This is a genomic window from Gemmobacter sp. LW-1 (genome assembly GCF_001303875.1).
Classification (GTDB): Bacteria; Pseudomonadota; Alphaproteobacteria; order Rhodobacterales; family Rhodobacteraceae; genus Gemmobacter; species Gemmobacter caeni.
The window spans coordinates 48,608-73,187 of the sequence record NZ_LJSC01000034.1 but is presented as its reverse complement, the minus strand read 5'-3'; the positions used below and the strand labels follow the sequence as shown (position 1 = coordinate 73,187).

23 protein-coding genes are annotated in these 24,580 nt (G+C 65.6%); 7 read left to right on the top strand and 16 right to left on the bottom strand.

The features are described from left to right. The 3 genes from AO684_RS21795 to AO684_RS07325 all read right to left on the bottom strand — a co-directional run. On the bottom strand, positions 1-219 hold a 219-nt coding region (locus AO684_RS21795; protein ID WP_161805998.1), incomplete at its 3' end, for a helix-turn-helix domain-containing protein. Positions 220-301: 82 nt separating this feature from the next. After that, positions 302-1,645, bottom strand: a complete 1,344-nt coding sequence (locus tag AO684_RS07330; protein WP_054302091.1) for a HAMP domain-containing sensor histidine kinase — start codon at positions 1,643-1,645, stop codon at positions 302-304. Next, positions 1,642-2,301, bottom strand: a complete 660-nt coding sequence (locus AO684_RS07325; RefSeq protein ID WP_054302090.1) for a response regulator transcription factor — start codon at positions 2,299-2,301, stop codon at positions 1,642-1,644. Before AO684_RS07325 ends, AO684_RS07330 begins: the two co-directional genes overlap by 4 nt. Before the next feature lie 144 nt (positions 2,302-2,445). On the opposite strand from AO684_RS07325, the gene AO684_RS07320 reads away from it, so the two are divergent. After that, on the top strand, positions 2,446-2,757 hold the full coding sequence (locus tag AO684_RS07320; protein WP_054302089.1) for a PepSY domain-containing protein: 312 nt from the start codon (positions 2,446-2,448) through the stop codon (positions 2,755-2,757). Between the two features lie 15 nt (positions 2,758-2,772). On the opposite strand, the gene AO684_RS07315 is transcribed toward AO684_RS07320, so the two are convergent. Next, positions 2,773-3,666 (bottom strand): serine hydrolase, encoded by an 894-nt coding sequence (locus AO684_RS07315; protein ID WP_054302088.1) that lies wholly within the window; start codon positions 3,664-3,666, stop codon positions 2,773-2,775. Positions 3,667-3,816: 150 nt separating this feature from the next. Between AO684_RS07315 and AO684_RS07310 the strand changes: the two genes are divergently transcribed. The 4 genes from AO684_RS07310 to AO684_RS07295 are packed head-to-tail and all read left to right on the top strand — an operon-like array spanning position 3,817 to position 7,797. After that, on the top strand, positions 3,817-4,134 hold the full coding sequence (locus tag AO684_RS07310; RefSeq protein ID WP_054302087.1) for a hypothetical protein: 318 nt from the start codon (positions 3,817-3,819) through the stop codon (positions 4,132-4,134). 33 nt (positions 4,135-4,167) lie between these two features. Next, a complete protein-coding gene (locus AO684_RS07305) occupies positions 4,168-4,638 on the top strand; it encodes a DUF2271 domain-containing protein (protein WP_054302086.1) in 471 nt (156 codons plus the stop codon). 11 nt (positions 4,639-4,649) lie between these two features. Then, entirely contained in the window at positions 4,650-6,854 is a 2,205-nt protein-coding gene (locus tag AO684_RS07300) for a PepSY domain-containing protein (protein WP_054302085.1), read from the top strand. Then, on the top strand, positions 6,835-7,797 hold the full coding sequence (locus AO684_RS07295) for an FAD:protein FMN transferase (protein WP_054302084.1): 963 nt from the start codon (positions 6,835-6,837) through the stop codon (positions 7,795-7,797). The genes AO684_RS07300 and AO684_RS07295 overlap by 20 nt, the downstream gene beginning before the upstream one ends. On the opposite strand, the gene AO684_RS07290 is transcribed toward AO684_RS07295, so the two are convergent. From AO684_RS07290 to AO684_RS07250, 9 genes are all read right to left on the bottom strand, one after another. Beyond that, positions 7,792-8,880: a 4-oxalomesaconate tautomerase gene (locus AO684_RS07290; RefSeq protein ID WP_054302083.1), complete on the bottom strand. Its 1,089-nt coding sequence runs from the start codon at positions 8,878-8,880 to the stop codon at positions 7,792-7,794. The genes AO684_RS07295 and AO684_RS07290 overlap by 6 nt on opposite strands. 97 nt (positions 8,881-8,977) lie before the next feature. Then, positions 8,978-9,574: a glutathione S-transferase family protein gene (locus AO684_RS07285; protein WP_054302082.1), complete on the bottom strand. Its 597-nt coding sequence runs from the start codon at positions 9,572-9,574 to the stop codon at positions 8,978-8,980. A gap of 2 nt (positions 9,575-9,576) precedes the next feature. Beyond that, positions 9,577-10,941 carry an MmgE/PrpD family protein gene (locus tag AO684_RS07280; RefSeq protein WP_054302203.1) on the bottom strand — a complete coding sequence of 455 codons (1,365 nt, stop codon included), beginning with the start codon at positions 10,939-10,941 and terminating at the stop codon, positions 9,577-9,579. A 19-nt stretch (positions 10,942-10,960) separates the two neighbouring features. After that, on the bottom strand, positions 10,961-12,316 hold the full coding sequence (locus AO684_RS07275) for an MmgE/PrpD family protein (protein WP_054302081.1): 1,356 nt from the start codon (positions 12,314-12,316) through the stop codon (positions 10,961-10,963). A 4-nt stretch (positions 12,317-12,320) separates the two neighbouring features. After that, the gene (locus AO684_RS07270) at positions 12,321-13,718 is read right to left on the bottom strand and encodes an MmgE/PrpD family protein (RefSeq protein ID WP_054302080.1); all 1,398 of its coding nucleotides are present in this window, start codon (positions 13,716-13,718) and stop codon (positions 12,321-12,323) included. 57 nt (positions 13,719-13,775) lie between these two features. Then, entirely contained in the window at positions 13,776-14,495 is a 720-nt protein-coding gene (locus AO684_RS07265; protein ID WP_369814581.1) for an amino acid ABC transporter ATP-binding protein, read from the bottom strand. 78 nt (positions 14,496-14,573) lie between these two features. Continuing rightward, on the bottom strand, positions 14,574-15,680 hold the full coding sequence (locus AO684_RS07260; RefSeq protein ID WP_054302078.1) for an amino acid ABC transporter permease: 1,107 nt from the start codon (positions 15,678-15,680) through the stop codon (positions 14,574-14,576). Positions 15,681-15,683: 3 nt separating this feature from the next. Next, positions 15,684-16,832, bottom strand: coding sequence for an amino acid ABC transporter permease (locus tag AO684_RS07255; protein ID WP_229825485.1), 1,149 nt, complete (start codon positions 16,830-16,832; stop codon positions 15,684-15,686). 134 nt (positions 16,833-16,966) lie between these two features. Further along, the gene (locus tag AO684_RS07250) at positions 16,967-17,992 is read right to left on the bottom strand and encodes an amino acid ABC transporter substrate-binding protein (protein ID WP_054302202.1); all 1,026 of its coding nucleotides are present in this window, start codon (positions 17,990-17,992) and stop codon (positions 16,967-16,969) included. A 138-nt stretch (positions 17,993-18,130) separates the two neighbouring features. On the opposite strand from AO684_RS07250, the gene metC reads away from it, so the two are divergent. Together metC and AO684_RS07240 are read left to right on the top strand one after the other, a co-directional pair. Beyond that, the gene (gene metC, locus AO684_RS07245; protein WP_054302076.1) at positions 18,131-19,297 is read left to right on the top strand and encodes a cystathionine beta-lyase; all 1,167 of its coding nucleotides are present in this window, start codon (positions 18,131-18,133) and stop codon (positions 19,295-19,297) included. After that, positions 19,294-19,953, top strand: coding sequence for a GntR family transcriptional regulator (locus tag AO684_RS07240; RefSeq protein ID WP_054302075.1), 660 nt, complete (start codon positions 19,294-19,296; stop codon positions 19,951-19,953). The genes metC and AO684_RS07240 overlap by 4 nt, the downstream gene beginning before the upstream one ends. Before the next feature lie 19 nt (positions 19,954-19,972). On the opposite strand, the gene AO684_RS07235 is transcribed toward AO684_RS07240, so the two are convergent. The 3 genes from AO684_RS07235 to AO684_RS07225 form a co-directional block, all read right to left on the bottom strand. Beyond that, the gene (locus tag AO684_RS07235) at positions 19,973-20,671 is read right to left on the bottom strand and encodes a GntR family transcriptional regulator (protein ID WP_054302074.1); all 699 of its coding nucleotides are present in this window, start codon (positions 20,669-20,671) and stop codon (positions 19,973-19,975) included. A 134-nt stretch (positions 20,672-20,805) separates the two neighbouring features. Then, positions 20,806-22,383 (bottom strand): hydantoinase B/oxoprolinase family protein, encoded by a 1,578-nt coding sequence (locus AO684_RS07230; protein ID WP_054302073.1) that lies wholly within the window; start codon positions 22,381-22,383, stop codon positions 20,806-20,808. After that, positions 22,380-24,461: a hydantoinase/oxoprolinase family protein gene (locus AO684_RS07225; RefSeq protein ID WP_054302072.1), complete on the bottom strand. Its 2,082-nt coding sequence runs from the start codon at positions 24,459-24,461 to the stop codon at positions 22,380-22,382. The genes AO684_RS07230 and AO684_RS07225 overlap by 4 nt, the downstream gene beginning before the upstream one ends. Positions 24,462-24,580 lie beyond the last annotated feature (119 nt).

The window sequence follows — 24,580 nt, the reverse complement described above, 5'->3', positions numbered from 1 at the left end:
GCCCGCCTCGCCCAGCACAAGGTCCAGCCCGAGGGCGGAAATCAGCGCGAAAAGGGTCGATACCTTGGGTTCATGCGTGCCATTCTCGATCCGCGACACATGCTTTGCCGCAAGCCCGGCGCGCTGGCCAAGCTCTTCCTGGGTCAGCCCCAGCGCACGGCGGCGGCTGCGCAGCGCCTGCGTCAGGCTGGTTGCGTCACGAAGGATCTGGGTCTGCATGGCTCCGCCCCGCAAGGTGATGAAAACGTAGATTTTCAGAAATACCCCAAAAACATCACTATTGCAAGAAACCCCGAAAACATCACCTTTCGGGCATGGGTTGCCGTGGCAAGCGCACCGCGGCCTGAAAGCCCGAAAGCGTGCCCGGACGTGGCGAGGTCAGGACAAGCGCGCTGCCAGCGCGATCCGCGATGGCAGCCACGATGGCCAGCCCCAGCCCGCTGCCATCACCATTGGCCCCTGCGCGTTCGAACCGGGTTGTCAGGCGGCCCAATACCTCCTCCGGCACTACTGGCCCGTCATTGGCAACGGTCAACACCCCGTCCGGGGTCAGCGCTACGCTGACCGGGGCGGTATCAGATCCGTGCCGCAGGGCATTTTCGACAAGGTTGCGGCACAGGATGCCGAAAGCATCGGGGTCAAGGTCCGACAGCACCGGCGTTTCAGGCAGCGTCAGGACAATGCGGCCGGGCGCGGCGGTGCGGCCCAGATCCTCGACCATGACACGGGCAACCGGCCGCAGATCAGCAGCGTGATCCAGCCGCAGCCGCCCGCCTTCGGCCCGCGCAAGCTGCATCAGCCGCTCTGACAGCCGCGTCAGGCGTTTCAGCGTGGCTTCGATCTGCCCCGCCCGGTCGCGTGCCGCTGCATCGGCAGTCTCAGACCGCAGGCGCTGAACCTGCGCGATGGCCCCGGCCAGCGGGGTACGCAGCTCATGCGCTGCATTGGCGGCAAAGCTGCGCTCGGCCTCGAAGGCCGCGCGCAGCCGGTCCAGCAGATGATTGAGCGTGGTGGCCAGCGGGTTGATCTCGGACGGCAGATCCGTCGCGGGCACCGCCGAAAGGTCACGGGCGCTCCGCGCCTCCAGCCGGCTGCGGAACCGGCGCAGCGGTGCAAGGCTGAAACGCACCGCCAGCACAATCGCCGCCAGCGCAGCGGGCAGCAGGATGAACAGCGGCAGCGCAAGCCCGAGCTGGATCTCGCGCGCTACCTCGGCCCGATAGGCCAGAGGCTCGGCCACCGTGATCCGGACCGTGCCCTGAAGCGCCGCATCACTGTACAGCCGATGCGTAGCGGTATCGTGGAACCCCGTCCCTTCGTAGGGCGGAAAGACCGCCGGGTCGGCGGCATGGGATTGCAGCAGGATACGCCCTTCGGCATCCCGCACGACATAGGTGAAAAATTCGTCATGCTCGCGGATCGGCGCAAGGTGCTGCGTCACGCCTTCATCCTCGCGCCCGACGATATCGGTCACCGCCAGCGGCAGGATGCGCTCGGCGGTTTCGCGCAGGGCGCTGTCGAACACCTCGTCCATCTCACCGCGCAGAATGACCGCCGTGATGGTGGCGGCCAGCAGCCACAACAGGGTCAGCACCAGACCGACCGACAGACCGAGCCGGGCCTGAAGGCTGCGCGGCAATCTCATGGCTTGCCCAGCCGGTAACCCATGCCGCGCTCGGTCTCAATCACCGTGGCGCCCAGCTTCTTGCGCAGGCGGCTGACATGAACCTCGATCGTGTTGCTTTCGATCTCGGCATCGAAGGCATACAGCTTTTCTTCCAGCTGCGCCTTGGACAGAAGCTGACCGGGGCGGGCCAGCAGGGCCTCGAACAGTGCCCATTCGCGGGCGGTCAGCGCGACGGTCTTGCCATCCCGCAGCACACTTCGCGCGGCAAGGTCGATCTCCAGCGCGCCATGGCTGATGATCGGGTTGGGATTGCCGGAATAGCGCCGCGCCACAGATCCGATCCGCGCCGAAAGCTCGGCAAGGTCGAAAGGTTTCACCAGATAGTCGTCGGCCCCGGCATTCAGCCCCTCGATCCGGTCCGACACCTGATCAAGCGCAGTGAGAATGATGACCGGCGTCACATCGCCCCGCGCCCGCATCGCGCGCAGAAAGACGATACCGCGCCCATCGGGCAACATGAGGTCAAGCAGAACCAGATCATAGGCCGTGCCGCGCAGGGCATGACCCGCCGCGTCAAGCCGCGTCACCCAGTCAACCGACTGGCCATCCGCCGCAATCTGGTCGCGCACCGCCGCGCCCAGAACCGTGTCATCCTCGATCAGCAGCAGCCGCATTTGTCGTTCCGTTCCTCTTGCACCGCCCCTTCCTGACCGGGCAGACTGACAAAAAGCTGACGTTTCCGCGCAGGGGGCTTCAGGCTCCTGTCAGCTTCGCCGGGCACGACAGTCCACGGTTAGCCGTGACGAGGAGTTTGGCCCATGAAGAAGACATTGACAATTCTTGGCTTTCTCGTCGCATTCCCGGCTGGCGTTGCCCAGGCGGGGCGGGATTGCCATGTGCCAATGGCGGACTGGCACCCCCGTGATGCCGTGGCGCGGCTGGCGCTCGAAAAGGGCTGGACGGTGCGCCGCATCAAGATCGACGACGGCTGTTACGAGATCAAGGGCCGCGACGCGGCGGGCCGCCAGATCGAGGTGACGGTTGATCCAGCCACGCTTGAGGTGATCGAACTGGAATACGAGGACGGCGATCACGCCTCTCACAGGCAGAAAGGGCCCGACGAGGACTGACCGGCAGATGCAAGATCAGGCAGGATGCACCCCGGCCGCCACTGCATGTTCGGCGATCCCTTCCTCCTGCCCGTCGGTGAAGCTGGCAACGGTCAGGGGCTGGTCCATATCCGGGAAATGATATACCGCATTCACGCTGAACGGCCCGCCGCCGGTATGGCCGATCACCCGCCCGGCAGCCCCCCAGCTTCCGCTCATCACGCCAAGGCCATAGCCGCACTCTGTCCAGGGACGGCCCGGCAAGGCGCCGCCAAGCGGTTGACACTGGCACATCTGCGCCAGCATCTCTGGCCCTAGCAGCCGCCCCGCGAACAGACCATGCAACAGCCGTGCGGCATCTGCGGCGGTTCCCGTCAGGCACCCATGATAAACCCAGCCCGGATGATAACTTTGTGCGCCATCCCACAAAACCCGGCCGAACTGCTGGCGCGAGCTTGCCAGCGCGATGCTGCCCAACCCCAGCGGATCACAAATCAACAGCTTGATATTCTGCGCAAAAGACTGACCCGAGGCTTGCTCTGTCAGATCGCGGACCAGCAGATAGCCGACGTTGGAATAGGCCCAGCCTGCACCTGGCCCGAACAGACGACCCTGTGCCATCGCCACCTCTAACAGCCGGGTTGCGGGCCATGGCTCCTCGTTCCGGGCAACCGCCTCGCGGTATGCGGGCAATGCACCGTAGTCCGGCAGACCGGAGGTATGGTTCAACAGCTGACGCAGCGAGAAGTCGTACCCGGCGAGGGGCATATCCAGCGACAGCAGGCCCTGTTCCACCATTCGCAGCGCGCAGATCGCCAGCGCCGTTTTGGTAAAGCTCCAGTAGGGGAAAATCTCTGAACCGGCCACAGAAGGGCTGTCGAAGCCGTGATCGGTTATCCGATGGGTGAAGATGCGACGAGGCGGCGTCATCCTTGCCTTCTATCACATGCCGGGTGTCCCCGGAACGATCTTCCCCTTCCCCTGCCTGACGGCAAGCTGAAGCAGGAAAGGCCACGCCGTCAGGTAACGCTCAGGTCGGGCCCCCAGTTTGCACGGAGCAAACGAAAGGAGACCCCTGACATGACAAAGACCCTGGCGCTTCTTGTCGCCTCCACGGCGCTGAGTGTCACCATCGGTGCCCCGGTCCGGGCGGCCACACCGACCCCCACGGCGCCGGTGCAGCAGCCTCTGGCCACCCGCATCTCCGACAGCGCGCAGGCGCTCCCCCTCGTGCTTGTCAGCGGGGACGACGACGAGGACCACGAGGAGGATGACTGCGACGACGATGATCGCACATGCGGGGCGCAGGGTGCCAATCCCGCCCCGGCAGGCAGCGCGGCCCCGCCGAAGAACGGGCTGTTCGGCAGTGGCACCCCGCCCAAGGCGCAGATGAACTGACCCTTCCCCGGATCTCTCAAAGGACTCCCACACATGAAATCCCTTCTTGCAACGCTGGCCCTGACCACTGCGCTTACGCTGCCCGGTCTCGCACTGGCGAAACCCGTCACGCTGAGCACCACGCTGAACGCCTATGGCGGCGAAGGTGCCTATCTTGCCTATTACGTCACAGATGCTTCGGGCGCCTATGTCGGCAGTCTGTGGATGGCGGGCGGCAAGTCGAAATATTACGAACATCTGGGCGACTGGTATCGCGCGACCGGCGGCGATACGGCGCAGGTGAACGGCATCACCGGCGCCAGCGTGGGCTCAGGTCGCAAGCTGGATGTCACGCTGGATCTGGCCGATGCGCTGTTTGATGCGGGCTACACGCTGCATATCGACGCGGCGGTGGAGGATATGCGCGACAGCCCCAATGAAATCGCGGTTCCGCTGACCACCGATGGTGCCGGCAAGGCGGTGCAGGGGCGCCGCTACATCGCCAGCTTCCAGTACGACATGTAAGAGGCAGGGCCATGATCCGCGCATTCCATCGCTGGCCGGGTCTTCTGGCCCTGGCTCTGGTCACGCTTCTCGCGCTCAGTGGCGCCGCGCTTTCCGTCTTTCCGGCAGCAGAGCAGCTTGCCGCGCCGCAGGCCAGCGCGGATCTGTCGGTCGCCACGCTCGCGGGCCGCGTTCAGGCGGCCTATCCGGGGGTCGAGCAGATCCGCCGCGCGCCGTCAGGGCGGATCACGGCCTATTGGTTCGATCAGGGCACGCCGGGCGCCGCCGTGGTCGACCCGGCAACCGGGCAGGGGGTAGCCTCGGCCGATCCGGGCCAGGTCCAGCGCTGGCTGACGGGCCTGCACAGGTCGCTGTTCCTCGGGGATGGCGGTCGCCTTGCCATGGCGGCGGGGGCTGCGGCGATGCTGGTGCTGTCACTGTCGGGCGTGGCGCTGGTGGCGCGGCGCACCGGCGGGCTGCGGCACTGGTTCACCCGCCTGCGCGGACCGCTGGCCGGGCGGCTGCATGTCGAGATCGCCCGGATCGCGGTGGCCGGTCTTCTGCTGTCGTCTGTCACGGCGCTGTGGATGGCAGCCTCTACCTTCGGTTTGCTGCCCGAGACCGGCGGCGCGCCCGCCTTTCCTGCGGCGGTGAGCGGCCAGACCGGAATCGCGCCCGCTCAGATCGTCACGCTGACCCAGACGCCTGTCAGCACCTTGCGGGAACTGAGCTTTCCCTACCCCGGTGACGCGACGGATGCGTTCACCCTGAAGACGGATCGGGGCACCGGATATCTGGATCAGGGTACCGGCGCGCTGCTGGCCTGGGCCGATCTGACCGCCTGGCAGCGGATGACCGAAACCATTTACATGCTGCACACCGGGCAGGGGGCAGCACTGCTGGGGCTGATGCTGGGGCTGATGGCGCTTGGCGTTCCGGTGATGGCGGGCACGGGGGTTGCACTCTGGCTGTCCGCGCGGCGCGGGCGCCCCCGCATCCGTGACAACCAGCCCGCGTCGCAGGCTGAAACAATCCTGCTGGTCGGCAGCGAAGCCGGCAGCACCTGGGGTTTTGCCGCGACGTTGCATGAAGCGCTGACCCGTGCAGGCCAGACGGTGCATGTCGGCCCGATGTCGGATTTCGCGCCGGAAACCTATGGTCGCGCCCGGCGCATCCTTCTGTTCGCCGCTACCTATGGCGACGGCGCGGCGCCCGCTTCGGCCGCCGGATTTCTGGACCGGCTGGAACGTGCCACGCCTCTGCCTGAAATCCCGATGGCTGTTCTGGGCTTTGGCGACCGCAGCTTTCCCGCCTATTGCGCCTTTGCAAATGCCGTCACCTCCGCAGCCTGCGCGAAGGGCTGGGAGGCGTTGCTGCCGCCCGACACCGTCGACCGTCAGTCCCCGCAGGATTTTGCGCGCTGGGGCCGCGCATTGGGGCAGAGGCTTGGACTGCCGCTGGAGCTGTCGCATCAGCCGGTCGCACCACGCACACAGACCCTAACGCTGCTGTCACGTCGGGATTATGGCGCCGAGGTGCAGGCCCCGACCGCAATTCTGCGGTTTGCCCTGCCCCGCCAGAGCCTCTGGCAGCGGCTGACCGGCGCAGGCTTTGCCCGGTTCTCGGCGGGGGATCTGATCGGTATTCTTCCCGACGATGGCGCCGCGCCACGCCTTTACTCGCTGGCCTCCGGGCGGCGCGACGGATTTGTCGAGATCGTGGTGCGCAAGCATCCGGGCGGCCTTGTCTCATCACGGCTGACGGCGCTGCATCCGGGCGAAACTGTCACCGCCTTCCTGCGGCCCAACCCCGGCTTCCGGCCAGGCCGGGGCAAGGCGCCGCTTATCCTGATCGGGGCGGGAACCGGCATCGGGCCTCTGGCAGGCTTCCTGCGTGCAAACCGGCGGCGGCCAGTCCACCTGTTCTTCGGGATGCGCCATCCTGACAGCGATTTCCTTTACCACAGCGAAATAGCCGACTGGCAGGCGCAGGGGCGTCTGACCCGGCTGGTCACCGCCGTCTCGCGCGGGGTGAAACCGCATTATGTGCAGGATGCCCTGCACGCCGAGGCGGCGCAGGTCACGCAGCTGATCCGCGAGGGTGCCCGTGTCATGGTCTGCGGTGGCCGGGACATGGCGGCAGGCGTGACCGAGGCGCTGGCCGAAATCCTGGCCCCGAGCGGGCTGACCCCTGCCATGCTGAAAGCTGGAGGACGCTATGTCGAAGATGTTTACTGACGGAAATCGCGTCGCCCTGAACGGCGCAACCATGGGCACGCGCTGGTCGGCCCTGTTCTTCACGAACACTGACACCCCGGCGCTGCATCGCGCCCTGCAGGCCGCTGTCGACGAGGTGGATGCCCAGATGTCGACCTGGAAACCCGACAGCGACCTGATGCGTCTGAATGCCGCGCCACAGGGGGAATGGGTGGCTCTGCCCGCGCATCTTTGCCGCGTGCTGCGCCTTGGGCTTGAGATCGGGCGCGCTTCGGGCGGCGCCTTCGACATCGGCATGGGCGACAGTGTCGCGGCCTGGGGCTTCGGCCCCGAAACCGCCAGCGCCGCAGCCATCCACGCTGCCGCATCGACAGAACGGCCCCCCGCCTTCACGACGCTGGAGCTTGCAGAGCGCCGCATCCGCAAGACTGCGCCCATCCGGCTTGACCTGAACGGCATTGCCAAGGGCTATGGCGTGGACCGTCTGGCCGAAACCCTGCTGGCCCATGGCATCCGCGATGCGCTGGTCGGGATTGATGGCGAGATGCGGGCGCTTGGCTTGCGCCCGGATGGCGAGGCCTGGACCATCGCCATCGAGGCACCGGAGACCGGACGGCGCAGCCCCCAGTCGCTGCTCGCGCTTCAGGATGCCGCCGTGGCAACCTCGGGCGATTACCGCCACTGGGTCGAAACGCACGGCCGGCGGCTGTCACATACGATGGACCCGCAGCGCGGCATGCCGCTGGCCAGCTCGCCCGCCTCGGTCACGGTCGTGGCCCGAAGCTGCGCCGAGGCCGATGCCTGGGCGACGGCGCTCATGGTGCTTGGGCCAGACCGGGGCATCGCGCTGGCGCGGGAGCACGGGTTTGACGCGCTGTTCCTGATGCGCGGGGCAGAAGGGGGCGTCACCGCTCAGGGAACCGGCGGGCTGTTTCCGGTAGCACCGCCCCTTCACGCCTCATGACAAGGCGCTGGCTGGCACCAGCACCTCTCCCCGCGCCAGCAGCCGCGCGGTGCGCAGGATCCCCGCTGTGTGCAGTTCGGGCGGCGCCTCCCCGCCGGATGGGGTGAACTCCACCGTCACTTCGATACGGCCGGACGGGTGCTCCAACACCAGATCCGCAGGACTGGTCAGACCGGGAGCCAGATCGGCGGTCACGCTGCCGGGCACCAGCAGGCTTGCCGCAAGGCACTGCGCGCCCGTCACCGCCATGCTGGGGTGGCAGGTCTGCGGCATGAAATAACGTGCACTGGCAGTGCCGCCCTGCCGGGCGCGCGCCATCAGGGCGAATTTCGGCGTGACCGAGGCCGAGACGTCGCCCATTCCCATCAGCGCACCCGCCTTGACCCGGATCGCCTCGCGCCGCGCGATGAAGGCGGTATCGGCATCCAGCTCCGCCGCAGTTTCGGCGCCGGTCAGGCCAAAGGCCTCGGCCCGGGCGATCACCACTGGCATGGCCACGTCCAGACACGTCACCTCCACCCCGTCGATCCTGTCGCGCGCCTGGCCGGTCGGCAAAAGCTGGCCGGTGGCAGCTCCAACGGTTTCGCGGAACCCCAGCCGGATCGGCGCGCCCCGACGTGGCACCCCGTCGATGGCAAGATCACCGTCATAGACCACGCGGCCGCCCGGTGTCTGGATCACCGCATCGACCAGCGCCCCGGTATTCACCGCGCGAATGCGTACCCGTGTGACCGGCTCCGTCGCGGCGATCATGCCCATCTCGATGGCCGCCGGGCCGACCCCGGACAGGATATTGCCGCAGGTCGGCTTGAAATCGACACGCTCTTCGTTCACCGAAACCTGTGCGAAGAAATAGTCGATATCCGCTTCCGGATCGGTCGAGCGTGACAGCATGGCGACTTTCGTGGTCACCGCCACACCGCCGCCCAGCCCGTCGATATTGTAGGGGTGCCCGGCCCCCAGAGCCGCAATCAGCACCCGCGCCAGCCGCGCAGGTTCGGCGGGCAAGTCTGCGCGGGCGAAATACAGACCCCGCGACGTGCCGCCGCGCATCATCAGAAAGGGAATGGCATGCTGCATCATGGCGTGCGCCTCCGGTCGGGGTGCGGCCTGCAGCGGCCCCCGGTCTGGCAGGGTTGCAAACGGGTCGCCCGGCAAACGGGCGACCGGATCTGGAAGGTCAGTTCAGCGGGCGGATATGGCGAACATAGCCCCCGAACGTGCCGAGCCTTTCGGCATAGGCGGCAAGGCGGGGCAGGGCGGGCTTGTCACCCGCCAGCAGGAACCAGCGATGGACCGCCGGGGCGGCGCTGATATCGGCCAGCGTCAGCGATGGGCCCGCGATGAAGTCACGCCCGTCAAGCTGTCTGTCGAGCAAGGTACAGGCCGCGATCACCGCAGGCAGATCGGTGTCGTCGGTCTTCCCGGCGGAGCGTGCCTTGCGCAACCGGGTCAGCGGCGGCGTCAGGGTGATCGAGGCCCAGTCCATCCAGCCTTCGACAGCAGCCTGCCCGACGGCGGACGAAGGCAGCAGACTGACCGCATCGAAACGCCGCGCCAGATACCGCAGGACGGTGTTCGATTCCCAGATCACCGCGTCGCCCTCGCGCAGGACCGGCACCTTACCGCAGGGGTTCAGCGCCAGAAACTCCGGCGTATCGACCGGACCAAAGCCTCGCCCGGCAGGCACCAGGCGGTATTCCTGCCCGATCTGGTCAAGCAGCCAGAACACCTTTGCGGAATTTGAGGAGTTGGGTCGGCCGAAAAGTTCGATCATCGTCACGCCTCCTCACCCGCAACAAGCGCCATCACCGCATCCAGCCGGTCATCATCGGCCAGCGACAGGATGGCATCAAATGCGGCCCCGGCCCTGACTTCGCCCAGCGAGGGCGCCGCACAATCGGTGAATTTTGCCCGCAGTTCCGCATCCGACATCGGATTGGACGGACCGCGCCCGAACCGTGTCGAGGCGCTGTCCTCGAAAATACGGCCGTCTTTCATCACCACCTGCAAACGGCCCAGATAGGCGTCAGGCGCCTGATGGCCCGTGGCCTCGACACGGGGCAGCAAGCGCGCCAGATCCGCGGTGAGGAAGGTAGCATCGTCAAAATCGGCCAGACGGATCTGGCCGCAGGTCAATGCCCTGGCAGTCAGGAACTGCACGCTGAACTTCGCATCCAGGCCCGAACGCGGCTCGGGCCGGTTGGTATGGGCCAGGCGGCGTTCATGGGTACGAATGTCGATCCGCTCGATCGCCTCCGCTGCCAGAAGCCCCTCGCGTGCAACGATGCGAAGCGCGGCATCAATCGCGGAATGCGCCGAACCGCAGCAGGGGTGCTGCTTGATGGCGATGCCGGGCTCCAGCACCTCCATCGGCCCGTCCCAGCCGTTCAGGATGGCATCGGCATCATAGGTTCCTGCACCATTGAACAGATTGAAGAACCCGTAGTTATGCTCGAATGCCTCGGGATTGGCGGTGATGCCGCGACGGGTCACGAGGGCGGCAAGGATGCCGTTATGCGCTGCCTGACCCACATGCAGCGGCTTGACCGGCGTGCCGAAATTCGACTTCAGCCCCGAAGCCATCGACACCGCCACCGCCAGCGCGGTGGTCATCTGTTCCTCGTTCAGGTCCAGCATGCGGGCAGCGGCGGCGGTGGCGCCGAAAACGCCCAGCGTTGCCGTCGGATGCCAGCCCTTTTCATAATGATGCGGCAGCAGACCGCGCGCCAGCCGGGTTTCAACCTCGACCCCGGTCATCCACGCCTCAAGCGCCTTGCCCGCCGTCGCGCCGGTCATTTCCGCCAATGCGATCACCACCGGCACCACGGGCGCGGAAGGATGGCCCCCCATGGTGGTCGAACAATCATCAAAATCGAGCGCATGGGCAGCGGTGCCGTTCACCAGACCGGCATGCAGGACCGAGGCACGGCGTCCGCCCCGCCCCCAGAGCGTGGCCTGTGACGGGGCCGCGCCGATGTCCAGCACCGCCTCCAGCGCATCAAGGCTTGAGGCATCAGACCCTGCGAGGGCCACGCCCAGCGTATCGGCAAAGGCGCGGCGTCCGATCCGGGCCGCTTCGGGCGGGGCGGTTTCCAGGCGGATCGACAGCGCCCGGCGGGCCAGTTCGCGTGCAAAGCTCATGTTCATCACTCCTTGCGGCTCAGCGCGTCGCGGCCAGGATTGCATCGGTCAGGATGACAATGCGGGGCAGGGTGTCGAGTTGCATGAGCAGATCGAACACGCCGGTTGCTCCGGTGGCGGTCAGGCTGGGGCGGGCGCAGTCGGCGAATTTCGCGGCCAGCATCTCTTGCGGCAACGGGGTTTCCGGGCCACGCCCCAACGGCGCCGCGACGGTCTGGCGCAGGATGCTTCCGTCCCGCAGAGTCACCACCACCTCGGCACCATAATCATTGGCGTCGTCATCATGCGGTTCCATGCGGATCAGGCCCATGATGCGGGTCACTTCGGGATCATGCAGCGCCGCATCCTCGAAATGCTCCAGCAGGACCGCGCCATTCACCAGCCCGCGCGACACAGCATAGGGCAACGAGAATTTGGCGTTCAGCGCGCTGGTCGCGGGGTTGCGCACATGGGGCAGCAGGCGGCGCGGATGCATCCGCACCAGCACATCGCTGACATTTCTGCTGTCGGGCAAGGGCCCGTCATGCAACTGGATCGCAGCATCAATGGCGCCGTGCACGCTGTAGACGCAGGGATATTTCTTGATCGAAATGCCGGGAGCAAGCAGGTCAAGCGGCTCTGCCCAATTCACCAGCATCCGGTCGGCATCGTAGTTCCCGGCGCCGTTGAACACCTCCAGGAAGCCCTGCGGATGTTCCAGCGCCACGGGTGAGCCGTTCACCCCCCGCACCGCCATCAGTGCGGCAAAAAGACCATTGCGCGCGGCAATCCCGGCATGCAGCGGCTTGGTATCGGTTCCGAAATTCGCCTTGATGCCGGAAGCCAGCGAGGCGGAAATCGAGATGGCATTGGCGATCTGGGCCTCGTCGGCCTTCAGCAGCACAGCCGCCGCGACCGCCGCCCCGAAGATCCCCAGTGTTGCCGTCGGGTGCCAGCCCTTTTCATAGTGCTGGAAGTTCACCCCGCGCGCAAAGCGCGTCGCGGCCTCGACCCCGATGATATAGGCATCGGTCACGGCCTTGCCTGACGCGCCCTGTGCCTCGGCAAGGGCGAGAAGGCCCGGAATGATGATGACCGTCGGATGGCCGGACAGCGATTTCGACGTGTCGTCATAGTCAAGCGCATGGCCCGCCGTACCATTGACAAAAGCTGCGTCCAGCAGGCCCAGCCTTTCCCGCCGCCCCAGCAACAGGCAGGGCCCGGCAGCGTGGGTTTCCGGCAGAAGCGCGGCTTCGGTCGTCGCGGTGCGCGCGCCCAGAAGCGTGCAGCCGATCATATCGGCAATCGCGTTCTTCGCCCATTTCACCGCATCGGGATCGAAGCTGGCGGGGTCGAGCGCGACGACACGTCGGGCGATTTGGTGTGACAGGGACATCGGATCACCTTTCCTTGGCCGCGGCCGGGGCCGCCTTGGTCTGCATCTCTGGAGTTGTGGGTTCGGGCTGCATCAGCGCGCTGAGCTTGCGGGCAGAGCCCTGCGCAGGCAGCGCCATCAGCGCGTCGTAAAGGCGGGCCGTGGCGGCGGCGGAAAGCGTGCGATGCGCGCAATCCTCAAACTTCGCGCGGAACTGCGCCGGGGTCATGGGATTGGCAGGGCCGCGCCCCATGGCCACGCTGGCCGAGGCGGACAGAACCTCTCCGTCCGCCAGTGTGACCCGCACATGCCCCAGCGACAGGTCGCTGTCCTCATGCGCATTCAGCCGGACCTTTGCGGCAAGCGCTGCGGTTGCCGGATCGAAGACACGGTCTGCATCGAAATCAGCAAAGCCGATGCTGCCGGTTTGCAGCGCCCGCGCGGTCAGATACTGGGTCGAGAATTTGGCATCCAGCCCGTCCTTTGGAAGCGGCCGGTCAATATTCTTCAACCGCTTGCGGTGAAGTGTGACCTCGATCTGCTCGACAGGCGCGCGCAGCACGACGGGGTGCAGCTCTGCCGCCGCGTCGATGGCGCAATGAACAAAGGCACAGCAGGGGTATTGCTTGATAGCGATGCCGGGGGACAGCAGGGCGAAATCCTGCCCCCAGCCCTCCAGCGCGGCATCGGTGTTTTTGGGCACACCGCCGTTGAAGGCGGCCATGAAGCCGAACCTGTGGTCCAGCACCTCGGGATTGGCGGTGAACCCGGCCTCGGCCAGCAAGGCTGCCTGCACCCCGTTGCGATTGGCCTGTCCGGCATGCAGTGGCTTCGTCATCGTGCCGGAATTGGCCCGCAGCCCGGCCGCGCAGGAGGCCGCGATGCCGATGGCCACGGCCATCCGCTCCGCCGGGAGCCGCAGCAGATGCGCCGCCGCCACCGCCGCACCGATCACGCCGAAGGTGACGGTCGGATGCCAGCCACGTTCAGCATGAGCAGGGTTCGACAGCCGCGCGATGCGGATTTCGGCCTCGACCCCCGCAACATAGGCGGTCAGCAGATCGGCGCCCGTGGCATCCTGCCGGTCGGCCAGCGCCAGCAGACCCGGAACGATGGAAACCGAAGGGTGGCCATCCATCTCCAGATTGCAGTCGTCAAAGTCCAGCGCATGCGCGGCGATTCCGTTGATCTGTGCCGCATCCAGCGGATGCAGCCGCCCGGCCCGGCCCAGCAGCGCCGAAGGGCCGGGCGAGGCGGGCAGAACCATCGACGCGGCGCGGACCACTTCGTCATTCACGCCCGCGATGGCACAGGCGATCGTATCGGCGAAAGCCCGCGTCGCCCAGTTACGGACGGGATCGCCAAGGTCGGCAAAGGACAACCCTGCGGCGCGGGCCGCAAGCTGTGACGTCAGACACGTCATCGGAATTCCTATCTGTAAAACCTGCGCCCGGCCCGGAGAGGCCAGGCGCCGCCGGTCTCAGTGTTTCAGGATCTGGTCGAGGAACGCGCGGGTGCGCGGTTCACGCGGATTGCCGAAGAATTCTTCCGGCGGACCGCTTTCCACGATGCAGCCATCGGCCATGAACACCACCTTGTCGGCCACGGTGCGGGCAAAGCCCATCTCGTGCGTCACCACGATCATCGTCATGCCGCTTTGCGCCAGTTCGATCATCGTATCCAGAACCTCCTTGATCATCTCGGGATCAAGCGCGCTGGTCGGTTCGTCGAAAAGCATGATTTCCGGCTGCATGCACAGCGACCGCGCGATGGCGACGCGCTGTTGCTGCCCCCCCGACAGTTGCAGGGGATATTTCTGCGCCTGTTCGGGAATATGGACCTTGCCCAGAAAATGCATCGCCAGATCCTCGGCATCCGCCTTCTTCATCTGGCGGGTCAGCATCGGGCCAAGCGTCAGGTTTTCCAGCACAGTCAGATGCGGGAACAGGTTGAAGTTCTGGAACACCATGCCGATGTTGCGGCGGATGGCGTCGATGTTCTTCACATTGTCTGTCAGCTCCAGCCCCTTGACGAGGATCTGACCTTCCTGATGCACCTCCAGCCGGTTGATGCAGCGGATCAGTGTCGACTTGCCCGAGCCGGACGGGCCGCAGACGACAACCCTTTCGCCCTTGCGCACATCCAGGTTGACGTTTTGCAGGACCTTGAACTGTCCATACCATTTGGAGACATCGCGCATCGAGATGATGCTGTCGTCACCGGCAGCGGTGACCGGGGTAGAGGCGGTAATTTGTGACATGGTTTTCCCCTTTGCCGCTCAGATGCGCCCTTCGGCGATCCATTTTTCGACCTGCCGCGCATAGCGGGACAGCGCATAGCCGAAGAACAGATAGACCCCCGCGACGAACAGGTAGGCTTCGACGTAGAACTGCCGCCACAGCGGGTCCTGCATCACGGCCGTCGTTGCGGTCAGGATGTCGAAAAGGCCGATGATGATCACGAAAGAAGTGTTCTTCATCGCGGCGATGATGTGGTTGGTGATGGCGGGCAGGCAGATACGCAGCGCCTGCGGCAGGATGATACGGCGCGTGGTCTGCCAGTAGCTGAGGCTCAGCGAGGCAGCAGCCTCGTATTGCCCGCGCGGGATGGCCTGCAAACCGCCGCGGATCACTTCGGCCTGATAGCAGGCGAAGAAGATCGCGATGCCCACCGTGATGCGCAACAGCTTGTCCACCTCGACGCCAGCCGGAAGGAACAGCGGAAAGACGTTGACCGCAACGAAGAGAATGGTGATCAGCGGCACGCCGCGCAGCGCCTCGATGAAGACAACGGATACCCCGCGCGCCACCGGCAACGGCGCCCGGCGCCCCAGTGCCAACAGCACGGCGATGGGCATCCCGATCAGCACCGTGCCGGTGAACAGCAGCATGGTCAGCGGCAGCCCCCCCCATTCCGAGGTCGGCACATAGCGCAGGCCCAGCACGCCCCCGAACATGAGGATGCCGATACTGACGGCAGCCCCGATCCACAGCGGCACCAGAAACCGCATGTTCCAGCAGCGCGGCCACAGCGACAGCACCACCGTTGCCAGATAGACCACCATCATGATGACCAGCCGCCAGTGCTGATCATAGGGATAAAGACCGAACAGCATTGGCCGGTGCTTTTCCCCGATGACGGCCCAGCAGGCGCCGGTTGCCTGACGGCAGGTTTCGGGGTCAGTGGCAGACCAGACCGCATTGAAGACGCCCCAGTCCAGCACGAACCACAGGAAGCGCAGCAGGACGGCAGCTGTCGCCAGCGTCAGCAGGATCTGGCCGGGCGAGTTGAACAGGTTGGCCTTCATCCACGCAGCGGGCGTCAGGCGGGCGTTGGGGTCGAAAGTGCCGGTGCGATGGACCGGGCTTTGAGTGATCGCGGCCATGACCTAGCGCTCCTTGATCGCGACAAGGCGGTTGTAGAAGTTCATCAGCAGCGAAGTGACGAGGCTGATGATGAGATAGACAAGCATCATCACCGCAATGGCCTCGACCGCCTGTCCCGTCTGGTTCATCACCGTATTGCCGATGTTCACCAGATCCGGGTAGCCGACGACAACGGCAATGGAGCTGTTCTTGATCAGGCTGACGTATTGGCTGGTCAGCGGCGGCACGATGACGCGCAGGGCCTGCGGCAGGATCACATAGCGCAGGATGAAACGCGGGCGCAGCGAGATCGACCGTGCGGCCTCGACCTGACCTTTCGGCGTGGCCTGGATACCCGCCCGGACGATTTCTGCGATGAACCCCGAGGAATAAAGCGAGATCCCCAGCATCAGCGCGAAGAATTCCGGGCTGAGGGCCGAGCCGCCCACGAAGCTGAACCCTTTGGGTTCGGGGAAGCTGATGGCATGCGGCGCACCGGCAAACAGCCAGACCGCCAGCGGCAGGCCCAGAACCAGCGCCAGACCCGGCCCCAGCATGTCGACATATTTTCCGGTGTTTTCCCGGTGACGCCGGGCGAGGCGCAGCCCGATCAGCGTGAGGATGACGCCCAGCACCAGCGCCCAGCCCATCCAGCCATGCGCCGGATGTGCGGCCGGAACCGCCACCATCAGGCCGCGATTGCTCAGATACCCGAAGCCGAACAGCTCGATCGCCTGACGGGGGGCGGGCAGGTTGCGGATCACCGCCGACCAGAAGATTACTTGCAGGATCACCGGGATGTTGCGGACCACCTCGACATAAGTGAGCGAGATGCGTTGCAGCAGCCAGTTGCCCGAAACCCGCGCGATGCCGACCGCGAAACCGATGACCGTTGCGACGAGAATGCCCGCCGCCGAGACGGTCAGCGTGTTCATCAGCCCGACTAGCAGGGCGCGGCCATAGCTGTCGCGCGGCGAATATTCGATCAGGCGTTCGCCGATCTGGAATTGCGCCACTTCGCCAAGAAAACCGAAGCCGGTGGCAATATTCTGGCGTTGCAGGTTCTCGACCACGTTCTGATACAGAAACAGGCCCAGAAATACCACCGCAGCGGCCAGGGCGACCTGGTAGATCACCGTTCGGAAGCTTTCGCTGTAAAGGATGTCCTTCATGCTCCGGGCGGGACGTTTTCCGCCTCCGGAGGGTGTGGCATCAGTCATGTGTTATCCCCGAAGGTCGTCATGAGACTTGTGCCGCCCGGTCCCGCAGCGGGCACGGGCGGCATCGATAGAGGCAGCCGCAGGCCTTATTGCATCGGGAAGCCGTAGAGCAACCCGCCCTCGGTCCAGAGCTGGTTGTAATCGCGGTCCAGTGCCACGGGGCTGTCGGGCCCGAAGTGGCGCATGTAGATGTCCTTGTAGTTCCCGACCTGCTTGACCACGTTATAGGCCCAGGCATTGTCCACCCCGAGCTTGGTGCCATTGTCACCGATCACGCCCAGCAGGGTCTGGATGTCGAGGTCTTCCGAGGATTTCATCTCGTCGACATTTGCCTGGCTTACGCCCATCTCTTCGGCGTTGAACGTGGCATAGGTGACCCATTTGACCAGATCATACCACTGATCGTCGCCCTGACGCACCGCCATGGCAAGCGGCTCTTTCGAGAAGATGCCGGGCAGCAGGATGTGATCTGCCGGATTTTCCGTATCGAAGGCCCGCACGCCGGGCAGGGCCGCCTTGTCCTTGGTCAGCGCATCGCAGCGGCCGGTCACATAGGCATCGACAAGCTGCTTGTTGTTCTCGATCACAACGGGGGTGTAGGTCAGCCCGCGCGCGGCGAAGATTTGCGCCACATTGCGTTCGGTGGTGGAGCCGGGCGCCATGCAGATGGTCGCGCCGTCCAGATCCTCGACCTTGGTAATTCCGTCGGCCGCCCGGACAAGAAAGCCGGTGCCCGTGTAGAAGATCGGCGGCGCAAAGTTCAGACCCAGCGCGGTATCGCGCCCCAGCGTCGCCGTGACGTTGCGCGCCAGCACATCAACCTCGCCCGACTGGATCGCCGGGAAACGCTGCTGCGACGACAGCGCGACAAACCGCACCTTTGTTGCATCACCGAAAATCGCCGCCGCAAGCGCGCGGCAGAAATCGACCTCGAAACCGCTCCATTCTCCGCGGCTGTCCGGCGCGGCAAAACCATGGCGAGCCGGATGCACGCCGCACAGCATTTCGCCCCGCGCCTTCACGGCGGCCAGCGTGGCGCCCGTTTCTGCCTGCGCCATGCCGGCAGCGGCCAGTGTCAGGCCGGCAATGGCGGCAAACCCGACTGCTTTCATGTTGATCACCCCGATTCTCCTCTCGCTGCTGAAGGGCGCGGCAGGGTTGTTCCCGTGTGTTTTCGACGCCCATGTGCTATTGTATACAGATGTTTTTAATAGTATGCAAGATGTACCTGACACCGAGGGATTTCTGCCATGACGATCAAGACTCCAGGCCTGGACACGCGCGTAACCCATTGTGGACGCGCCCCTGCGCAGCATTTCGGCGCGGTCAACACCCCGGTTTACCGGGCCTCCACCATCCTCTTTCCGAACCTCGCCGCGCTGGAAGCCAAGGAAAGCGCGAGGCTGCGCTATGGCCGCCGCGGCACGCCGACGACTCATGCGCTGGAAGATGCGGTCTGCGCGCTGGAAGAGTCAGATCGCGCCCTTGTCGCGCCTTCGGGGGTGAATGCGATCAGCACTGTCCTGATGGCTTTCGCCGAACCCGGCGCGCATTTTCTGGTCACCGACAGCTCTTACGGGCCGACCCGCAAGTTCTGTGAGCATACGCTGCGCAAGTTCGGTATCGAGACGACCTATTACGATCCGACCCTCGGCGCCGGAATCGAAAGCCTGATCCGCCCTGAAACCCGGCTGATCTGGATGGAATCGCCCGGATCGCAGACATTCGAGGTGCAGGATGTGGCGGCCATCACCGAAGCTGCCCGCCGCCACGGCATCACCACCGTGATCGACAACACATGGAGCGGCGGTTATTTCTTCCAGCCCATCACGCATGGCGTGGACATCTCGATCCAGGCGGGAACCAAATATATCTCGGGTCATTCGGACCTGATGCTGGGAACCATCGCCTGTCAGGCGCCGGTCTATGAACGCCTGCGCGAAACCTATCTGCGCTTCGGCGTCTGCGTGGGCGCGGATGACGCCTATCTGGCGCTGCGGGGGCTGCGCACCATGGGGGTGCGGATGCGCCACCACCACAGCAGCGGCATCCGCGTCGCCAACTGGCTGGCTGAACAACGCGAAGTGCTTCAGGTGCTGCATCCGGCGCTGCCCTCGCATCCGGGCCATGCCTTGTGGAAGCAGTATTTCACCGGCGCCTCGGGCCTGTTCGGCTTCGTGATGAAACCTGTCGATCACGATGCGCTGGCGCGCATGTTCGACGGGTTCACCCTGTTCGGCATGGGGTCGAGCTGGGGCGGTTTCGAAAGCCTGATCGTGCCCAGCAATCCGGCAGTCTATCGCACCGCCACAACCTGGGCTCCGGGCGGGCAGACCGTGCGCCTCCATATCGGGCTGGAAGATCCCGAAGATCTGATCGACGAACTGCGCAAGGGGCTGGACCGGCTGCGCCCATGACCCGCGCCGCCGAAGCGCCGAAGCCGGGCGATATCCGGCGCAGCCCGTTCGAACATCTGCTCGACCTGATCGAGCGGGGCGAGCTGCGCCCCGGTCACAGGCTGCGCGAGACCGATCTTGCGCAGCATCTGGGCATCAGCCGCACGCCGGTACGCGAGGCCCTGCACCGGCTGCATGCGATGGGGCTGGCCGAACATGCGCCCCGCCGGGGGCTGATCATCACCCGGATGAACTTTGACCAGCTCAGCCAGCTTTTCGCCGTGCGCGAGGGGCTGGAAGGCATGGCAACCCGGCTGGCCGCACTGCACGCCTCGGCGGCGGAAATCGCGGTCCTGCGCGACATGGTGGAAACCGACGCCCGTACCAGCGAACCCGCGCATCTGCGCAGCCGCAACCTGATGCTGCACCGCCAGATCGTTCAGGCTTCACACAACAGCTATATGATCGAGGCCCTGAACAACCTGCGCGTCCATCTGAGCCTTGTGCCGGGATCGACCTATGCCAGCCCGGAACGCAGCCGCTCCGCGCAGGCCGAACACGAGGCCATCGTTGCGGCCATCACCGAACGCGACGCGGATCGCGCCGAACGCGCCGCGCGCAACCATATCGCGACCGGCTTTGCGCTGCGGCTGAAGATGATGGCAGAGGAATACTGACGACGCCCGCGCGCCCGGATCAGACCGCCGGGTCGGTTTCCAGGCTGAACAGCATGCGGTGCTGCTGCGAGGCGCGGACATGCCGGCGCGCGGCCTCTTCCGCCGCTTCGCGGTCGCGAGCCAGCAATGCGTCGACAATGGCGCGGTGTTCAACTGCGGCAGAGCGGGCCCTTTCCCCCTTGTCCAGAAGGCTCGGCAACAGCGACATGGTCAGCGTCAGCTGCGACAGGCTGCGCAGCAGATAGCGGTTATGCGCAGCCAGCATCATCAGACGATGGAAATTGCGGTTGATCTCGATCAGCGCCGAAACGTCATCAAGCGACGACATTTCCTTGTTGCTCAGTTCTTCCAGCATCGACAGTTCGATGTCGCTGGCACTTTGGGCGGCCAGCCGGGCAGCGGCGCCTTCCAGAATCTCGCGCATGAAATACAGCTCGACCGATTGCTGATGGCTGAGCACCGAAACCACCAGCCCCCGGCGCGGTTCGTTGGTCAGCAGGCCATCCGCCTCCAGCCGGGAGATGGCATCCCGAACCGGGGTGCGCGACACGCCGAACCGTTCCGCCAGATCGACCTCGGTCACCCGGTCGCCGACCCGCAGCGTCCCCGTGGTGATTTCCTTTCGCACCATCTCGTAGATATCAGCGACGAGATCGCCAGATGTAGAGGCCGCGCGAAGCCTGGGGCGAGATGCGGTTTCGGCTTTCTCCCTGGTCATGGGGTCTCGTATCTTCTTTCTGGAATCGTGAGGAACAATTTTCTTATAGTCGTAGTCCGCCCGACATGACAACACAGCCCCGCAGGACGTGCGGTGATGTCATGGCGGGAGGGTCTGCCTTGCTCCAGCCCCGGTCAGACGGGGCGGTTCCAGCCGCCGCCGCCGGGGGTGTCGATCTGCACCGCCTCGCCCTCGGCCAGCGAGAAAGAACATTTGGCGGCAACCCCAGCCTGACCACCTGCCGTATCACGATGCCAGTTCGCGCCGGGCTGCCCCGGCTGGCCGCCATGCAGGCCGTAGGGCCCGGTCCTGCGACGGTCCGATTGCAGCGAAACCCGCGCCTCGTGCCCCACGGGACTGATCGCCCGGATGATGCCCAGACCGCCCGGATGATCGCCCGCGCCGCCCGAACCGTCGCGCAGTTCATAGCGTTCGACGCGCAGCGGATAGCTGATTTCCATGGCCTCAATCGGCGTGTTCAGCGTGTTCGACATATTCGCATGCACCGCGCTCATGCCGGGGCCACCGGGGCGCCCGCCCTGACCACCGCCGATCGTTTCGATATAGGTATAGGCTTCGCCGGTGCGGGGATCATGGCCCCCGATCCCGATGAGGTTCATCGTGCCCTGGCTTGCGGCGGCGATGCGGTCCGGCGCGAACTGCGCCAGAACCCGCAGCACGGCATCGGCCACCCGTTGCGTGGTCTCGGTGTTGCCCGCGCAGACTGCCGCAGGCGGCCGAGCATCAAGAAACGATCCTTTCGGAATGCGCACCTGCACCGGGCGCATCACTCCGGCATTGGCCGGGATCGTGGCATCGGTCAGAATTTTCAGCGCATAGAACACAGAGGAATGCGTCATCGGCGCCACCGCATTCACATTGCCCGGACATTGTGGCGCCGAGCCTTCGAAATCGAAGACGAGCCCCGCCGGGCCGTTGTCGATGCGCAGGCGGATCATCACCGGGTCGCTGCCAACCCCGTCATCATCCAGCCAGTCCTCGCCGGACCATGACCCCTGCGGAAGCTCTGCCAGACGCGCGCGCATCCGTCGCTCTGCATAATCCAGCACCTCGGCCAGGCCCTGTTCCAGCCCCTCGGCACCGAAGCGCCCGGCCAGTTCGCCGATGCGGCGCGCACCGACCCGAAGCGCTGCAAGCTGGGCGTTCAGATCGCCGCGCCGTTCGGCCGGGGTGCGCACATTCGCCAGGATCATCGCCATGATATCGGTCTGCTCCACCCCCCGGCGATAAAGCCGGACCGGCGGGATGATCAACCCTTCCTGAAACACCTCGCGCGAGCGGCCGGGCATCGAGCCGGGCTCCATCCCGCCCACATCGGAATGATGGGCGCGGCTGGCGACATGGGCGATGCAGCGCCCCGCGACAAAGACCGGCGCGATGAGCGTGATGTCGGGCAAATGCGCCCCGGCGACGAAGGGATCGTTCACCACGACCACATCGCCATCCTCCAGCGGGTCCAGCCGCGCCAGCGTGGGGCCGACCGCCCGCAACATCGAACCCAGATGCACAGGCACATGTTCGGCCTGCGCCACAAGCTGCGCCTGCGCATCGAAGATGGCGCAGGAGGCATCCATGCGTTCTTTGATGTTTGGGGAAAAGGCGGTCAGCTTCAGCACGACGCCCATTTCCTGCGCCGTGGCCTCCAGCGCGTTGCGCAGCACCTCAAGGCGGATCGGATCGAAGCGGGTCATTGCGCAACCTCGACGATCAGGTTGCCGGACGGGTGAACGGTCATCATGTCTCCGGGGTAAAGGATGGAGGTGGCGGAAATCTCGTCGATCACGGCAGGACCGGCGATCACATCGCCCGCCCGCAGCCTTGCGCGGTCATAGACCGCCGCGTCGTGATAGGCACCCCCCGCATCTGCTTGTTCGAAATAGATGCGGCGTCGGCCCTTCAGCGCGGCCTGCGGCGAACCATCGCCCTGGGGAAGCCGGGGCAGGGCGGGTTTTTCCAGCTCGCCGGTGCCGATGACGGACAGCCCCACGACTTCGACCGCCGCACCGGGATCGGAATAACCGAAACGCGCTTCGTGCAGCGCGTGAAACAGACCGGGCATCCCGGCCCAGAAGCCGGGCCTCGTGGCCTCGGCGGGAACAGGCAGTTCAAAGCTCTGCCCGCGATAGCGCATGTCGATCCGCGCTTCGATGGCCTGTCTGGCGGGGGGCACGCCGTCATGGTCCAGCGCGCGGCGGGCGCGGTCGGCAAGGCTGCCGATCAGGGCCAGAACCTCGGCCTCCGACAGCGCGGCATGGGCCGCGACATGGGTCTGCACATATTCATGGCGCAGTTCCGAGATCAGTTGGCCAAGCGCGCACAGGATACCGGGGTTTGGCGGCAGCATCACCCGTGGCATGCCCAGTTCCCGCGCGACGGGACTGCCATGCATCGGCCCGGCCCCGCCAAAGGGCACCAGTGCGAAATCGCGCGGATCATGACCCCGCTCGACCGAGACGACGCGGATGCCGCGCATGATATTGGCATGGGCAACCCGCAGGATACCGGCGGCAGCTTCCTCAAGGCACAGCCCCAGCGGTGTTGCGACCTGGCTGCGGATCACCTGCTCGGCAGCCGCCAGATCCAGTGCCATGTCGCCTCCCAGACGCGATTCCGCCGAAAAGCGCCCAAGCACGAGGTTGGCATCCGTCACCGTGGGCCGGGTGCCGCCGCGGCCATAGCAGGCAGGGCCGGGCACAGCCTCGGCGCTTTGCGGGCCGACGCGCAGGGCACCCCCCTCGTCGATCCAGGCAATGGAGCCTCCGCCCGCACCGATGGCATTGATGTCGATGACCGGCAGGCGGATCGGCACCGTTTCCAGAACCGCGCTGCGGGTCACGGCGGGGCGCCCGTTGCGGATCAGGCTGACGTCGGTCGAGGTGCCGCCGATATCCATGGTGATGATATCGGGCAGCCCGGCCTCCTGCGCGACATGGGCGGCGGCCACCACCCCGCCCGCCGGACCGGACAGCACGGTATGCACGGGATGGGCGCGGGCATGATCCAGTGTCATCAGCCCGCCCGCCGCATCCATCACCATCACCGGCTTGCCCGGAGCAAGCCCCAGCCCCTCCCCGGAATGCAGCAGGTCGGACAGCGCGCGCAGGTAGTGATCCATCACCGGGCGCAGCCAGGCATTCAGCACCGTGGTCGAGCCGCGTTCATATTCGCGGAACTCTGAATTGATCTCGGTCGAGATACAGACCGGCACGCCGGGCAGCATCTCTTGCAGGATCGCCTGGGCGCGCTGTTCATGCGCCGGATTGGCATAGGAATGCAGAAACAGCACCGCCACGGTTTCCACCCCGGCAGCGGCCATGGCCCGTGCCGCGTCGCGCACATCATCTTCGTTCAGCGGCTGAAGCTCGACGCCGCCCGGCGCCAGCCGTCCCCGCGCGGTGAAACACAGCTCGCGCTCCACCAGCGGTTCGGGGCGCACGATTTTCAGATCGAACAGCGTCGGGCGGTTCTGTCGGCCGATCAGCAGGATGTCGCGAAAACCGTCGTTCACCAGAAAGGCGGTGCGGGCGCCGGTGCGCTGGATGACCGCATTGGTCGTGGTTGTGGTGCCATGACCGACATAATCGACCTCGGCCCCGCTGGCCCCCAGCAGGGCGACAGCCTTCTTCAGACCGGCCACCGTGCCTTCGGCGCGGTTATGCGGGGTGGTCGAGACCTTGGCCACCGCGATACGGCCTGTGCGGCTGTCATAGGCGATGCTGTCAGTGAATGTGCCCCCCACATCGGAGGCGACGCGCAGGCGGGTGGTCATGGTGGCTCCCTGAGTCGCATTTAGTAACTGTAACGTTACAGTTACTATTGACGGAAGCCGCAGGTTTGTAAATCATCCATTTGCGGGCCGCGTGATTTTCTTGACGGCCCCCGAAAGGA